A 15482-nucleotide genomic window follows, 5' to 3' on the forward strand; every position below is an offset into this window, starting at 1 on the left:
GCTGCTGCGGGAAAAATTAATGCAACCGCTACTCGATACGATTTATTCCATAGAAACGTAAATTTGTTTTGTATAGTTTATTTTACACTATTCTATGGATTTTAATTCTATCTTTGGACTTCATAAAAATGTTCATACATATTAAGTATGTTCAGTTTTAAATCTAAATCTATTATGTTTTTTAAAAATACACGAGCACTTACATGGGCATCCATAGCTGGACTTATATTTTCATATAATGCTGTATATGCCAGCAGTTATAATATAGCAGCTCAAGCAAAAGTTACCGTATCATCGGTTTGGAAACCCGGTTATGAGGGGCAAAATAGTATAGACCAACGCATGCGCATAAACGGTGTTGGCGAGTGGGCTTCTTCGAGCTCCGTTACATTCTGGGGAGAAATTGATTATCCTTGGTTGCAGTTAGATTGGCAGAAGCCTACCCATATCAACAAAATAATTCTATACGATCGCCCGACCTTAAATTCCCATACGGCCAGCGGCATACTACGGTTTAGTGATGGCAGTGCAGTTCCCGTATTTCAAATCCCCAACGATGGTAGCCCACGCGTAGTCGAGTTTCCGTCGCGTAAGGTTGAGTGGGTTCGATTTGAGGTAACCGACGGTGATGGCCCTAATTTAGGGCTCTCAGAAATAGAAGTTTTTCCTGCTCCAGAAGATTATAAAGACTATATTTCGTGGGTTGACCCCTACATTGAATCTGCGCGGGGGCGTTATTTTTTCTTTATTACCGGAAATCAACCCTTTGGAATGATTGGTGCAGCACCATTAACGCGCAATAAAAACCAGTATGGCGGTGGGTATAATTATAATTCTACGGAAGTACTGGGCTTTCCACAGGTGCACGGCTGGATGCTGTCTGGGCTAACGTTAATGCCGACAACAGGAGTCGTAGACCCCACACAAGGGGAGGAGCATTGGAAATCGCCCTTCTCACACGATGGTGAGCTGGTGCAACCAGGCTATCACCGGATGTTCTTGGAGCGCTATGGTACGATGGTTGAACAAACAGCAACCGAGCGTACCAGCATCTATAGGCTTACCTACAGCGAAGATACTAAGGCGAATATTTTGTTAAACCTCGGCGGTTATGTATCGACAACCACGATGGTTAATGCTTACGCGAAACCTACAGGTGCGCGGGAGGTATCGGGATATTTTGATACTGAAGGCAGATTATGGGGCGGTCCGGACCGCGTTCGTATATTCTTCGTTATGGAGATTGATAAAGACCTCGAGGCTATAGATGGCTGGTCTGACAAAACTTACCTGCCTAATGTTAAAGAACTACAGGGACCTAATTTTTCGGTTCCCCGGAATGCAGGGATGAGCTACAGCGATGCCCCAACTGCGGGTATCGCAGCCAAATTGAACGTTCGTGCCGGCGATCAGGTACAGGTGAAAATGGCCATTTCTTATGTAAGCATGGAGAATGCTAAGGCCAACCTTCTGGCCGAGTGCCCGGGCTGGGATTTCGACGCTGTACGTGCGGCAAGTCAGCAAGAGTGGAATGCCATGCTGGGCAGGGTGGACGTTAAAGGCGGAACGGTGGCACAGAAAACAAAGTTTTATACCGATGTATGGCATACCATTTTAGGGCGGCATAAGCTGGATGATGTTAACGGACAATATCCAGATTATACCCGCGGGGGTACGCGTGTTGGGGCGCATACTAAAAATGCTAAACTTACGGTGCAAACTCTTCCGAAGGATAAAAACGGGAAGTCTTTGTTTCATATGTACAATTCGGATGCTTTTTGGTTAACGCAATGGAATTTAAATACTTGGTGGGGTTTAGCTTATCCAGAAGTTCTGGATGATTTTGCAGCTTCATTGTTGCAATACGATACGAATGGCGGACTGCTACCACGTGGTCCGAATGCGGGTGGCTATTCGTATATCATGACCGGTTGTCCGGCAACTTCCTTAATTACCAGTGCCTTTCAAAAAAAATTGACCCAAAAATGGGAGGTAAATGCGGCGTTCGATGCCATGAAACGCAACCATGAGCAAGGGGGGATGCTTGCCTTAGATATGGACGATCAGTTGGCTTTTTATACACAAAATGGCTATTGCCCTGAAAATGCGGGAATTACGATTCAGTGGGCCTTTGAAGACTGGGCTTTGGCACAGATGGCAGGAAAACTTGGTCGAACGGCTGATCAGGACTACTTCGCAAAACGGGCAGGCGGATGGCCCTCATCTTTCCATAAAGGTTTGAACCTTATCATGCCGAAAAAGAAAGACGGCCTTTGGCTGCATGAAAACCCCTTAGATGGCTACGGCTTTGTGGAAGCGAATGGCTGGCAGGCTACCTTTGGATTGTCGCATGATATTCCTACCCTTGCTAAATTAATGGGAGGTAATGCCGTGCTCACGGGGATGTTAGATTCGGCTTTTCAAAAATCGGCCGCAATGGATTTTGTGTATGGCTATAACCAAGGGTATGTATCCTATGCAAACCAACCCGGTTGTTCCAATGCGCATGTTTTTGCCCATGCAGGAAAACCGTGGTTAAGTCAATACTGGGTGCGTAGGGTCAAAGAGCAGGCATATGGGGCTATTACACCAGATAAGGGCTACGGTGGGCACGATGAAGATCAGGGACAGATGGGCGCGATAAGCGCGTTAATGGCTATTGGCCTGTTTAGCATTGATGGGGGTTCATCGGCCATACCACGATATGATATCACCGCGCCGGTATTTGATGAGGTAACCATAAACCTTAATCGTAGTTATTATGGAGGTACTGCATTTAAAATTAGGGTACATGGCAACTCGGCTGAAAATTGTTACATCCAAAAGGCGGTATTAAATGGAAAAACGTACACTTCCTTCCAGATTTTGCATGAGGACCTGGTGAAAGGAGGGACGTTGGAGTTGTGGTTGGGGAATAAGCCAAATAAAAAATGGGGATTAAAATAGGTTATAGTCTCACTGCCTTGGCTGGTTGGACTTTTTATAAATCGTTAATTAGGTTTAGTGTGATTAAAGGACTATCTGTAATGGGTAGTTCTTTTTTTTTATATGCAGTTGGTAAACAGTAGTATATGGCTTTTGTATGTTGCTTTAGTTTGTCTTGGCTGATTTTATAATAGCTTGTTTTAGGACCCTATTTTAGAATCCTGTATTTCGCGTTTTAGGTGTTGGTTTATATGGGATAGGACTTTTTATCTGTGTTTAATAAATATATTATGTTAAATAGAGGAGACGGAGTTCGGGAAGAAAAGCCTGCGGTGGTACGATCAGGTTTAGTAGATTTAGGGGTTTAGGGGTTTAGGGGATAAGTAAGATTAAGGCATTGCATTTCGCTTTGCTGTGTCTTAGGATTGCAGGCTTAATGGCTCGCGTTTATAGGTTTGGATTTGATTTTTTGTCGATAAATGGCTACCTTCATCGGGTAGAAAATATGGGTTTTTACCTTGCTATTTTTAGCAACCTTTATCGTAAACAAACATGGATGATTTTATAGCGGCTCGATCTCAGATGGCCCTCTCGTTGGGTTTTCATATTATTTTTGCTTGTGTGGGTATGGTCATGCCCTTTTTTATGGCTTTTAGTCACTATAGGTACCTGCGAACCGGGAATGAAATTTATAAGGGATTAACGAAGGCCTGGAGCAAAGGGGTGGCTATTTTATTTGCAACGGGGGCAGTATCGGGAACGATGCTTTCCTTCGAGTTGGGCTTGCTTTGGCCTACATTTATGAAACATGCAGGCCCTATTTTTGGGATGCCTTTTTCGCTGGAGGGAACGGCTTTTTTTATCGAGGCTATTGCGCTGGGGTTCTTTTTGTATGGCTGGGATAAGTTTAACAAATGGTTTCACTGGTTTACCGGTTTACTGGTGGGGCTTAGTGGTTTAGCGTCGGGTATTTTGGTGGTGGCAGCAAATGCATGGATGAATAGTCCTGCAGGTTTTGATTATGTCGATGGTGTGTATTCCAATATCGATCCGATTAAAGCGATGTTAAACGACGCCTGGTTTTCCCAGGCCCTGCATATGCTGCTTGCAGCTTTTGTCTCTACAGGATTTGCCGTTGCCGGTGTGCACGCATTAATGATATTGAAAAAGAAGAATGTGGCATTCCACCGGGAGGCTTTTAAAATTTCGGCTGTATGTGCCTGCGTCGCGGCTTTGCTGCAGCCCTTGAGTGGGGATATCTCGGCCAAGGATGTTGCCAAAAGACAACCTATAAAGCTGGCAGCAATGGAAGCTCATTTTCATACCGAGCCGTATACGCCATTTGTTCTTGGCGGTATTGTCGATGAGGAGAACGAAACACTCAAATATGCGATTAAAATACCCGGAGTTTTAAGCTTCTTGACGCATGGAAATTTTAAGGAGCCTGTGAAAGGTTTAAATGAGTTTCCTAAAGCCGATTGGCCTCCTGTGGCGATAACGCATTATGCGTTTCAGCTGATGATCTCCCTGGGGGTACTGCTGTGTGGTATTTCGCTATTGTATTTTTTTGCCTTGTGGAAAAAGAATTCGTGGCTGATGCAAACCTGGTTTCTACGCATTTTTGTGTTTGCCATTCCCTTGGGGTATATTGCGCTGGAAGCTGGGTGGGTTGTTACGGAAGTAGGGCGGCAGCCTTGGATTATTTATGGTATTATGCGTACCATAGACGCCGTTACACCGATGCCAGGTATCGTATATTCCTTTTATATTTTTACGGCTGTATTTGTATCCCTTGCAGCTATTGTTACTTTTTTAATGTATCGCCAGCTGCGTATGGTAGGCAAATTGTATGATCCTACAGATCCAGAATTTAAAAAGAAGCCAGCTGATGTTAAGGGAAATCTTGTAAATCGATAATTATAAAACTTGTTATGTTGTACGTTGTAATGGCATATTTATGGGTTGCTTTGTATCTGTATATGATCTTGGGAGGAGCAGACTTTGGGGTTGGAATTCTGGAAATATTTACCGGAAAGCGTCAGATGGAAAAAGTGAAACATACCACTTATAAATCCATGGGTCCGATATGGGAAGCGAATCATATGTGGCTAGTTATTGCTATTGTGGTATTATTCGTAGGTTTTCCGACCATTTACAGCACCTTGTCTATATACCTGCATATACCTTTGGTATTAATGCTGCTTGGTATCATTGCCCGAGGTACGGCATTTACCTTTAGGCATTATGATGCAGTGGAAGACAATTGGCAGCTGGTATACAATCGTATCTTCCGTTTAAGTAGTCTGCTGACGCCATTTTTCCTAGGTCTTATTGCTGCGAGTACGGTTTCTAGAGCCATTGATACGGAGGCTACAGATTTTCTGACGGCCTATATTTTTAGTTGGTGGAACCCTTTTGGTATTGCTGTTGGTCTATTTACAATTTGTATTAGCGCTTACCTGGCATCGATTTATATTATTGGCGAGACGGCTGATGCCAGCTTTCGCTTGTATTTAATAAAAAAGGCGAAGGGGTACTTCTTTGTGGTGTTTTTGTCGAGTGCCTTAGTTTTTGCTACGGCAACGCAGGCAGATATTCCCTTGTTCGCCTGGATCTTTGGTCATCCGATCGGGCAGCTAGCCATCCTGGCTGCGAGTGTGAGCATTGTGGTTTTATTTTGGGGTTTTGCCAAGGGTAAGAGTACGTTGATTCGCTTCTGTGCCGCAATTCAGGTTTTTATGATTTTAGTCGCCGCAACGTATAACCATTTTCCGGATTTGGTGCTGCTGGCTGATGGTGGCTCCTTATCGTTGTTCGACCATCAGGGGGGAGAGCGGACCATTACCGTATTGGCTTGGGCCCTGTTGCTGGGGAGTATTTTTATTTTACCTTTTTTGTTCTACCTGCTATATTCTTTTCATCGCAAACCCGAGCAGGTTTAATATTTAAAAAATTTTTATTATTTTACGAATATTATAAAAAGATGTCAATACTTGAGGGAGTATTGGTTATGCAATTACAATTTTCTAAAAATTTTAAAATCATGAAAAATTATCTGCTAAAATCAACAGCATTTTCATTTTATGTGCTAGCCTTTAGTATGGGGACTTCAGCACAGGAAATTGGCGAAACGGATCTAAAAATTAATGTTCAGGAGTTAACGAATTCTATTGATCAGCTTAAAAATTTAGAGCCTGTAGCATTTTCGTATAATACGGAAAAGTTTAAAGGCTTAGCGCTGCCCGATGGAGACCGTTATGGTTTTTTGGCCAGCAACGTAAAAACGGTGTTTCCAAATATGGTGCGGCAGGAGGCTAAAGCAGTTTCTGTTGGTAAAAACACAAACAAGATAGCGCGTTTTGATGGTGTCGATACCGAAGGTTTGATTCCTGTTTTGGTGGCTGCAATTAAAGAACAGCAGGCTCAGATTGATGAACTGAAGCGTGAAATTGAACAGCTTAAGGTTAAGGATCTGTAGGTTAATGTAGCCTATTGCGCCGAAGCTGAAAAGGAAATGCACAATCTCCGGCGCTTGATTATAGGCGTTGTTTAGTTTAGTTAAAGTTTCAAAATTTATAGTGTCAAAATGCATAAACCAATGCCAATGAAAACTGGGAGGCCTGTGCTGTGGCTACCGACGCATGGGTAAGGAACGGCTTTTGTGGCGCATGGTCTAAGCGTACTTCTGGAATAACCGATAAACCGCCGTGTTTAATCTTTCCCGATAGGGTAAAGGAGGTGAAATGCTGCTCCTCTGTATCGACAGCGCCTTCTTCTTCTTTCGGCTTAAAATATTCCGCACGCAGGCCAAGGTCGAAATGCGGACTGATGGTATACTGTGGGTATACAGCGACGCCACTGTATCCGCCACCTCCCTTATGTTTATAGTCTGCCGCATTTACGGCAAGCCTTGTTTTATCGGTAATGGAATAGGAAGCAACAAAATCTACCAACGTTCCAGAGCTGTAGTTTTCCTTACCTTCGGAAGAGCTACCTGTTAATACATTAATATAAGCCTGTAGGTTATCGGTAGGCTGTAGTGCCAACTGAGCCCCAAAATGCGATAATCCATTTAAATCCTGGTATACATTCCAATCGTTAAACAGTCCTGCCATAATGGATACCTTCGGTGAGAAGCTGTAGGTTGCCTTAACGCCGGCATTTTGAAAAGGACCTGCCCCAAATAAATACGAGGTAGAGTAATGGAAATTTGAAGCGGGAGAGATGACCTCATAGCCCACAAATGTACCCATGTAACCCGCTGTCATGCTAAATTTATCGGTGAAATCGTAGGTCATGTACAAGTTTTGGATATGAAATGAGTTTGTTTTATCTCTATTATCGCCTGTCGGGATAGAAAGATACTGTCCACGAGGGCCAAATGACAATTCTCCCATAAATGTAGCCCTCCCGGTAGTCTTTTTTAGACCTAAAGCTAGCATTCCTAAAGAAATTGAGTTCTGATCGTTGGCAAAATACGTACCTATATTCTCTTTTCCTGAGAAATCATACTTCCAATACGTGTCTGCATAGCCTGAAATAACCAAAGGGTTTTCTTTTTCGGTTGTTTGTGCCTGTGTTTCGTTGATAAAAACGCAAAAAAGTATTATTTTGATAATAAATTTCATATTTTATTTTTATTTAGGTTGAATTTTTAATAAAAATAGGTTTGAAAAATTAAAAAAGCAAGTGATTTATGTTTTTTTATTAAAAAAAATAAATCACTTGCTTTAAATAATGCTAAAATTTTGCTTTTTGAGTGTTTTTTTTGTATGTTTTTCTGTTTTTGTTTATTTATTTTTAGATTTTACATAGTTTTTTCGTTTAAAAACTATCTTATTCCCTGTTCAATCCAGTCTACAAGTAAAATTCGTTCAGAAAAAAGCCATTTTTCGTTAATTTTTACAAATTTATCCTTGTAACGAATGGTTGCAACCATGAAATGCTGGCCGTCGTCGGTTAATGTTAAGTGATGGGCACGACAATAGGTAATACCCGTTGCAGTATTACCCTGCAACTGCACTGTACTTTGTCCGTTAAAATGCATGGTAGCATGGTACGTATTTAAATTGTCGAATACAGGGAACAAGTCGGCACGACTATGGATTACCTGCGTTGGCGTATCCGATTTACTGTCCATAAACACGACAAAGTGAGTGTCTTCAGTAAAAAGCGCCATCTGTCCTTGTGCATCTCTGCTATCTGCACAGTAAGCATAGTTATCGACGAGTTCGCGGATAGCTAAGCGATCTTTGGTTTCTTGTTGTACATTTTCCATACGAATAATCTATTTAGATAATATTGTTGCCGGTGTTACACCGAATTTTTCCTTGAATGATGCGTAGAAGTGCGATAAGTTCTCGAAGCCCAGATCCAGGTAAATATCCGCAGGCTTACGTTGTTTACTAGCGATAAGCTCAAATGCCTCCGTTAGCCTTTTTTCTTTAAGCCATTTCCCTGGCGATGTATTGAAAATCTTTTCAAAATCGCGTTTAAAACTAGCCAAGCTACGGCCGCTAAGCTTCGCGAAGTTCTCCAGCGGAACATTATACTGGTAGTTTTTAGTCATAAATTCTTCCAGGTCGATTTTAAAAGGTTCAGTGAAATCGAATAAAAAATCCAGTAACTGCGGATTACGTTCCAGCAGTAAAACAGTTAACTCTGTCACCTTCATATCCTCCATTTGTTTGCTTACAGCAGTTTTTTGCTCTACATACGGAAGTAAGGTTTGAAAATATCCCTCCAGGAAAGTATCCTTCTCTAGCCTAAGATTTAAATCTCCAGCATAGGTATTTGAGCTGTGTATATGATGGTCTACCGCATACTTCTTTAATCTTTCTGCATGCAGCATAACCGACAATACCTTATATTCACCTTGTGGCGATGGGTGTTTAAAAGCCTTAGCCAATTGATTTTTTCGTGCAATCATAAGCTGGCCAGCTTTTAAAATAAAGTTGCCTTTTTGATGTTCGACATGTGTTTCGCCCTCCAGCTGATAGGATACGACATGCTCGGCAATAAACTGCTCATACCCAAAGGTTTTTTGGAAATAGCAGGAATAAACAAATGCCTTTCCAAAATCTAATTCATTACCGACCATGTGTTATTGTTTTAAGTTGTTTGTGATAGGCAGCGTTACGTGCTTCCGTATTACTGTCGATAAGCAGCAGTACCGTAGATAAAAACGCTAAGCTTATACCTATAGCCCGCCAGGTGGGGCTGGAAAGAAAAAGGATTAATGCCGCTCCGGCGACTATCAATAGTGGCAATACGATAAATACCTTTGTGAAATCTTGCTGCGACTTTGCGGTGCGCGCAATTTCCGCTTCGGCAAATTGCGTGGCATTCTGCTGGTAGGCGGCTTCAAACTGTGCTATGCGAGGTTTGTTGGCGAAGTATAACCCGGCGCTAACGGCAATCATAAAAAGGCCAGCGGCAAATAGGGGCCAAACAAAAGCTCTTGCCATGGCTGTTTTTCCGTAAATAAAAAAGCCTAAGCTTCCAAGAAGTATTACTATACTAATTAAAGCAATAATTTTTGCCGAGAAAACCTCAGCTTTAGCCCAATCGGTGCTTAATTTGAGTAGGTCCATATTGTTTGTATTTTAGGTTCAACAGATGTGTTTTGTATCAACATGTTGGGGACATAACCTATAGGCACAAACACCTGCCTATAGGTTATGGAAATTAGCGGTCTTATAAACCCAATTGTTTTTTAATTCCGGTAATAAACACCTCGTCGCTTTCTGTCGCTCTTTTTTCTAAAAATGCCACTGCATCAGGTGTTGCCGGGTAGCGTAAGCGGTCGCTATTATCGGTGGCGGCCTCAAATATTTTTTCTGCTACATGGCTCGGCGGTACGCTGCCGCCATCCAGCGCTTGGATCATCTGTAGTAAGGTTTGCATTAAAGGCTGGTACTCTGCAATACTTTCGTCGTTTTTGAAATCGAAAGAACGGCCTGCAAAATCCGTTGCAGTGGCGCCAGGTTCAATAAGTTTGACCTTTGCGCCAAATGTTGCAAACTCAAAGGCTAAGGATTCCGATATCCCTTCAACCGCAAACTTAGTGCCGTGGTATAAGGCGCCAAAAGGGAAGGTGAATTTACCACCCATAGACGACACATTGATTAATACCCCAGCCTTGTTGGTTCTGAAATGCGGTGTAATCGCTTGCGTAACATCCAGTAAGCCCAAAACATTGGTATTAAACTGTCGGCTAATACTTTCACGGTCGAAAACCTCCAAGGGGCCATAAGCACCATAACCGGCATTGTTTACTAAAACATCAATTTTGCCGAATGTGGCAATCCCTTCTGCTACGGCAGAACGTATACTTTCAGGGTCTAAAACATCTAAAGGCAAGAGTTTTATGTTTTCAACAGCAGATAATTCTGTTTCCTTATCAGGGTTACGCATCGTAGCAATAACCTGCCAGCCTTGCGCTGCAAAATATAAGGCAGTAGCTTTACCTATGCCGCTGCTGCTTCCTGTTATAAATACTGTTTTTTTCATTTTTTCTAATGTTATAATCTGATAACAAATTTAGCTGTAGTTGGTTTACTATCGTTTTCTGTAAAGCTCAATTTTTATTTGCTGAAAAGCTCATTTCAGGTTGGCATTTTTTATATCCATACCTATAAATGGGTTACACCTGCTTTATATGCCGTTTTATTATCACCAGAAATAGGATAAATCTAATATCTAAAACGTATATTTGCCGTTTAAAGTAGAAGGCAAAGAACCTATATGAAGCATATACGCAATTTTTGTATTATAGCACACATTGATCACGGCAAGAGTACGCTGGCTGATAGATTATTAGAATACACGAAAACAATTACCCAACGGGAGGCGCAGGCGCAGTTGTTGGATAACATGGATTTGGAACGCGAACGCGGTATCACCATTAAGAGCCATGCAATACAGATGGAATATACCTTAAATGGTGAGCAGTACATCTTAAATCTTATCGACACACCAGGGCACGTGGATTTCTCCTATGAGGTTTCCAGATCTATTGCAGCTTGTGAAGGTGCACTATTGATTGTGGATGCTTCCCAAGGAATACAGGCGCAGACAATCTCTAACCTATACTTGGCTTTAGAGCATGATTTAGAGATTATTCCTATCTTAAATAAAATGGACCTGCCGGGGGCTATGCCTGAGGAGGTGAAAGATCAGATCATTGACCTTATCGGTGGAAACCGTGAAGATATCATTCCCGCATCGGGAAAAACAGGAATGGGTATACCGGAAATTTTAGCCGCCATTATTGCGCGCGTTCCGGCGCCGGTAGGCGACCCAACGGCTCCATTGCAGGCACTAATTTTTGACTCTGTATTCAACTCCTTCCGTGGTATTATGGCTTACTTTAAAGTAGAGAATGGCGAAATACGTAAGGGCGATAAGGTTAAGTTTATTGCCACAGGAAAAGAATATATTGCCGATGAAGTGGGTACCTTAAAATTAACGCAGGTTCCTAAGGATGTTATTAAAACTGGCGATGTAGGTTATATTATCTCGGGTATTAAGGAAGCGCGTGAAGTGAAAGTAGGAGATACTATCACCCATAAAGAAAGGCCTTCAACAGAAGCTATCCTAGGATTTGAGGAGGTAAAGCCAATGGTATTTGCCGGAATCTATCCCGTAGATACGGAAGATTACGAAGAACTACGCGAATCTATGCACCGCTTACAGCTAAACGATGCATCCTTGGTGTTTGAGCCGGAATCGTCTGCAGCTTTAGGATTTGGTTTCCGTTGCGGTTTCTTGGGCATGTTGCATATGGAAATTATCCAGGAACGTTTAGAGCGCGAATTTGATATGACCGTTATCACAACGGTTCCCAACGTATCTTACAAGGCCTACCTTACCAAAGATAATGAAGAGGTGGTGGTACACAATCCGTCGGACTTACCGGATCCAAGTAAATTAGACATTATCGAGGAGCCTTATATTAAAGCGAATATTATTACCAAAGCCGAATTTGTCGGCCCAGTATTATCTTTATGTATACAGAAACGCGGTACTATTGTTAACCAGTCGTACCTTACAGCAGATCGTGTAGAATTAATATTCGAGATGCCTATGGGCGAGATTGTATTCGACTTTTACGATAAGCTAAAAACCATATCTAAAGGTTATGCATCGTTTGACTATGTGCAGATCGGTTACCGTTCTTCGGATTTAGTGAAATTGGATATCCGTTTAAATGATGAGCCTGTAGATGCGCTTTCTTCCTTAATTCACCGCAGTAATGCCTACGATTTCGGTAAGAAAATATGTGAGAAATTAAAAGAGCTATTACCACGTCAACAGTTTGAGATTCGTATCCAGGCATCTATTGGTGCAAAAATCATTGCCCGCGAGACAATCTCTGCATTGCGTAAAGACGTAACGGCGAAGTGTTATGGTGGTGATATCTCGCGTAAGCGTAAACTATTGGAAAAACAGAAAAAAGGTAAAAAACGGATGCGCCAGGTCGGAAACGTAGAAATTCCGCAGTCGGCATTTATGGCAGTATTGAAATTAGATTAATAAGAAAGCGAGAAATCAACCTTATCTATATATTACAATGAGACTTTTAGACGGTAAAGAAGTATCTGCAAAGATTAAAGAAGACATTAAGAAAGAGACCGCTGCGTTTACTGCCCAGGCAGGGCGTAAACCACATTTGGTTGCTATCTTGGTTGGAAACGATGGTGGTAGTGAAACATACGTGGCCAGTAAAATGCGCAACTGCGAATTGGTGGGCTTTGAATCGACCAATATCCGATACGATGTAAGCATTACCGAAGCAGAATTAATTGCTAAAATACAGGAAATCAATAAAGACGAAACAATCGATGGTCTTATTGTTCAGTTGCCTTTACCTAAACACATCGATCCTGAGCGTATAACGGAAGCTATCGATTACCGTAAAGATGTGGATGGTTTTCACCCGATCAATCTGGGACGTATGCAACGTAACTTGCCTTGTTTTATTCCGGCAACACCGTATGGTATTATGTTAATGTTGGAACATTATGGTATCGATACGGCTGGTAAACATGCTGTGGTGGTGGGGCGTAGCAATATTGTAGGCTCGCCGATGAGTATTTTATTAGCGCGTAATAGCAACCCCGGAAACTGTACAGTTACCTTAACACACAGCCGCACCCAAGATTTAAAAACCGAGGTATTGCGTGGCGATATTGTGGTGGCAGCAATTGGCAAGAAAAATTTCGTTACTGCAGATATGGTCAAAGAGGGGGCTATTGTAATTGATGTGGGCATTAACCGTGAAGACAGTACCGAAACGAAATCTGGATTCAAACTTTTTGGCGATGTAGATTTTGATGCTGTATCGCAGAAAGCATCTTGGATTACACCTGTACCGGGTGGCGTAGGTCTTATGACAATTGTCGGTTTGTTGAAGAATACGTTGGAGGCAGCAAAAGGAACCGTTTACCCTAAAGGATAATTTTATTGTTTGGCATAAAAATTGTTGCTTTACGGTCAGGAAATTAAACTGATCGACAATGAAAAAAATTGCATTATTAGCAGCAGTTGCCGTAGCAATTACTTTTGCTTCTTGTAACAACACGCCTTCAAAAGATAAGGCTACAACCGATGAACAGACAGTAGGTGAAAAATTGGACCATTCTTTAGACCAATTGGATCAGAAAACTGCTGAAGCTACGGCTAAAGCGGAAACGGAATACAATAAGGCTAAGGCTGATTTGGATGCCGCTGTTGCCAAAGGTGATAAAAAAGCAGAGGAATCTGCACGTAAGGCTTTAGCGGATGCGGAAGCGGCATGGAATAAAGTTAAAGCATCTGCGAATGCTACAGGAGAGAAAATTGAAGAGAAGGTAAACAACGCGGTCGACGGAACTATCGAGGCTGGTAAGTCTACAGGTAAGGCTTTAGAAAATACAGCTGATAAGGCCGGAGAAGCCATGGGTAAAGCAGCTGATAAAGCAGATAATGCGATAAAAGATGTTACCAAAGGCGCTGAGCGTAAAGCCAATGATTTAAAAGATGCTTTGAAAAAGTAATCTTTTTAAAGAGCATATTTTGCGCCCGTATGTAATGTACGGGCGCTTTTTTTTGAAATTATATGAATAAAAAAGAAATTTTAACACATTGTTTTTTGCAGGTGCAAGGGCGGATAGCTGAGATTGAAAAGGGTATTCAGGATGCCGACCAAGCCTTGGCGGAGGATACGAAGAGCAGTGCCGGCGACAAATATGAAACGAGCAGGGAAATGTTGCAGCAGGACTTGAATCGCTACCAGCAACAGCTGGCTATTGCGCAGCAGGATAGGGGTATACTGGAAAAAATTGATGCCGATAAGCTTTTGTCGGCGGCAGGAGTAGGGGCGCTGATACAAACGGAAACAGCGACCTATTTTATAGCCATAAGTATAGGTATGGTGCGGTTGGACCAAGAAACGATTTATGTAATTTCTCCACAATCGCCTATAGGTAAAGCCCTATTGACGAAAAAAGTGGGCGAAGGTTTTTCCTTTAATGGGAAGCATTCGGTTATTACGGCAATTGCTTAAAATGCTTTAATACATAGGTAATTTTAATGCGGCCTAGCCTGGCTATAAACGAAAAAAAGGCTTTCAAACGGGGAGAATGAAAACCTTTTATAACCAATTATAAACCTAAATTATGATACTGCAAAGGTAGTGTACATTTTACACTTACACAATTTTTTTTGAAAATTTTTAGAGGAGTATTTTGGTCCTTATTTTTAGGCTGCTAAGCGCAGGTGCTACACTTTTTACAATCTCCGGGCCGTATTTAACCTATTAAATAGCAATAAAAACATAAAACATCAAGGATAACTGTCTTAAAAGCGGTATTTTTGATTAAATGGCTTACATATGCAGATTTTAGTAGTAGAAGATGATAAACGCATCAGCGACTTTTTAATTAAAGGCTTGCAGGAGAACGGTTATATGGTAACCCTGTGCCGTTCGGCAGAAGATGTGCTTTCCGACTTTAGTAATATTCAGTGGGATCTTATTATTTTGGATATTATGCTGCCCGGCATGGATGGCACACAGTTGGTTCAAACCTTACGGTATAAAAAGAATTTTACACCTATACTAATGGTTAGTGCTCTCAATACCGTGCAAGACAAGGTGGCTGCATTGGATTATGGTGCCGATGATTATATTACGAAACCCTTTCATTTTGATGAGCTTCTTTCACGTATTAAGGCTTTAACACGTAGGCAGCAATATCAACAGCAGGAACGACCTTCGTCGGTTTTAACTTTTGGTGACTTAAGCATTGATCTGAATCAGTATTTGGTGAGCCATGGGGGAGCGGAGATTGATCTTTCGCCACGTGAATATAAGCTGCTGATGTACCTGGTGGAGAATATTGATAAAACTGTGACACGTGTACAGATTCTAAATGCCGTTTGGGGCATAACATTTGATAACCACACCAATGTGGTGGATGTTTATATTTCGTACCTCAGAAATAAAATAGAAAAGGGAGACTCCAAATTTATTTATACCATAAAGGGAGTGGGTTACATGTTTAAGGGTTAACGCA

14 protein-coding genes are annotated in these 15482 nt (G+C 41.8%); 9 read left to right on the top strand and 5 right to left on the bottom strand.

Features of this window, described 5'->3' with window-relative positions:
- The first annotated feature begins 174 nt into the window (after window positions 1-174).
- The 4 genes from ACL9RF_RS03760 to ACL9RF_RS03775 all read left to right on the top strand — a co-directional run bounded on the left by ACL9RF_RS03760 (window position 175) and on the right by ACL9RF_RS03775 (window position 6403).
- Window positions 175-2946, top strand: a complete 2772-nt coding sequence (locus ACL9RF_RS03760; RefSeq protein WP_422799257.1) for a GH92 family glycosyl hydrolase — start codon at window positions 175-177, stop codon at window positions 2944-2946.
- Between the two features lie 531 nt (window positions 2947-3477).
- The gene (locus ACL9RF_RS03765; RefSeq protein ID WP_422799258.1) at window positions 3478-4842 is read left to right on the top strand and encodes a cytochrome ubiquinol oxidase subunit I; all 1365 of its coding nucleotides are present in this window, start codon (window positions 3478-3480) and stop codon (window positions 4840-4842) included.
- Between the two features lie 29 nt (window positions 4843-4871).
- Window positions 4872-5867, top strand: a complete 996-nt coding sequence (locus ACL9RF_RS03770; protein ID WP_422799259.1) for a cytochrome d ubiquinol oxidase subunit II — start codon at window positions 4872-4874, stop codon at window positions 5865-5867.
- A 101-nt stretch (window positions 5868-5968) separates the two neighbouring features.
- Window positions 5969-6403, top strand: a complete 435-nt coding sequence (locus tag ACL9RF_RS03775) for a tail fiber domain-containing protein (protein ID WP_422799260.1) — start codon at window positions 5969-5971, stop codon at window positions 6401-6403.
- Window positions 6404-6506: 103 nt separating this feature from the next.
- Here ACL9RF_RS03775 and ACL9RF_RS03780 read toward each other — a convergent pair whose 3' ends face one another.
- From ACL9RF_RS03780 to ACL9RF_RS03800, 5 genes are all read right to left on the bottom strand, one after another.
- The gene (locus ACL9RF_RS03780; RefSeq protein ID WP_422799261.1) at window positions 6507-7553 is read right to left on the bottom strand and encodes an outer membrane beta-barrel protein; all 1047 of its coding nucleotides are present in this window, start codon (window positions 7551-7553) and stop codon (window positions 6507-6509) included.
- Window positions 7554-7756: 203 nt separating this feature from the next.
- On the bottom strand, window positions 7757-8203 hold the full coding sequence (locus tag ACL9RF_RS03785; RefSeq protein ID WP_422799262.1) for a nuclear transport factor 2 family protein: 447 nt from the start codon (window positions 8201-8203) through the stop codon (window positions 7757-7759).
- 9 nt (window positions 8204-8212) lie between these two features.
- Window positions 8213-9025: a helix-turn-helix domain-containing protein gene (locus ACL9RF_RS03790; protein WP_422799263.1), complete on the bottom strand. Its 813-nt coding sequence runs from the start codon at window positions 9023-9025 to the stop codon at window positions 8213-8215.
- Window positions 9015-9518 carry a hypothetical protein gene (locus ACL9RF_RS03795; protein ID WP_422799264.1) on the bottom strand — a complete coding sequence of 168 codons (504 nt, stop codon included), beginning with the start codon at window positions 9516-9518 and terminating at the stop codon, window positions 9015-9017. Before ACL9RF_RS03795 ends, ACL9RF_RS03790 begins: the two co-directional genes overlap by 11 nt.
- A 103-nt stretch (window positions 9519-9621) precedes the next feature.
- Window positions 9622-10437, bottom strand: coding sequence for an SDR family oxidoreductase (locus ACL9RF_RS03800; RefSeq protein WP_422799265.1), 816 nt, complete (start codon window positions 10435-10437; stop codon window positions 9622-9624).
- Between the two features lie 234 nt (window positions 10438-10671).
- On the opposite strand from ACL9RF_RS03800, the gene lepA reads away from it, so the two are divergent.
- The 5 genes from lepA to ACL9RF_RS03825 all read left to right on the top strand — a co-directional run bounded on the left by lepA (window position 10672) and on the right by ACL9RF_RS03825 (window position 15478).
- Window positions 10672-12462 carry a translation elongation factor 4 gene (lepA, locus tag ACL9RF_RS03805; protein WP_422799266.1) on the top strand — a complete coding sequence of 597 codons (1791 nt, stop codon included), beginning with the start codon at window positions 10672-10674 and terminating at the stop codon, window positions 12460-12462.
- A gap of 37 nt (window positions 12463-12499) precedes the next feature.
- Window positions 12500-13387, top strand: coding sequence for a bifunctional 5,10-methylenetetrahydrofolate dehydrogenase/5,10-methenyltetrahydrofolate cyclohydrolase (locus tag ACL9RF_RS03810; RefSeq protein WP_422799267.1), 888 nt, complete (start codon window positions 12500-12502; stop codon window positions 13385-13387).
- Between the two features lie 58 nt (window positions 13388-13445).
- Window positions 13446-13964, top strand: coding sequence for a hypothetical protein (locus ACL9RF_RS03815; RefSeq protein WP_422799268.1), 519 nt, complete (start codon window positions 13446-13448; stop codon window positions 13962-13964).
- 62 nt (window positions 13965-14026) lie between these two features.
- A complete protein-coding gene (locus ACL9RF_RS03820) occupies window positions 14027-14473 on the top strand; it encodes a hypothetical protein (protein WP_422799269.1) in 447 nt (148 codons plus the stop codon).
- A 327-nt stretch (window positions 14474-14800) separates the two neighbouring features.
- A complete protein-coding gene (locus tag ACL9RF_RS03825) occupies window positions 14801-15478 on the top strand; it encodes a response regulator transcription factor (RefSeq protein WP_422799270.1) in 678 nt (225 codons plus the stop codon).
- Window positions 15479-15482 lie beyond the last annotated feature (4 nt).

Origin of the sequence: Sphingobacterium sp. Mn56C, from assembly GCF_049319645.1 — a bacterium.
In the GTDB taxonomy this organism is placed as follows: Bacteria; Bacteroidota; Bacteroidia; order Sphingobacteriales; family Sphingobacteriaceae; genus Sphingobacterium.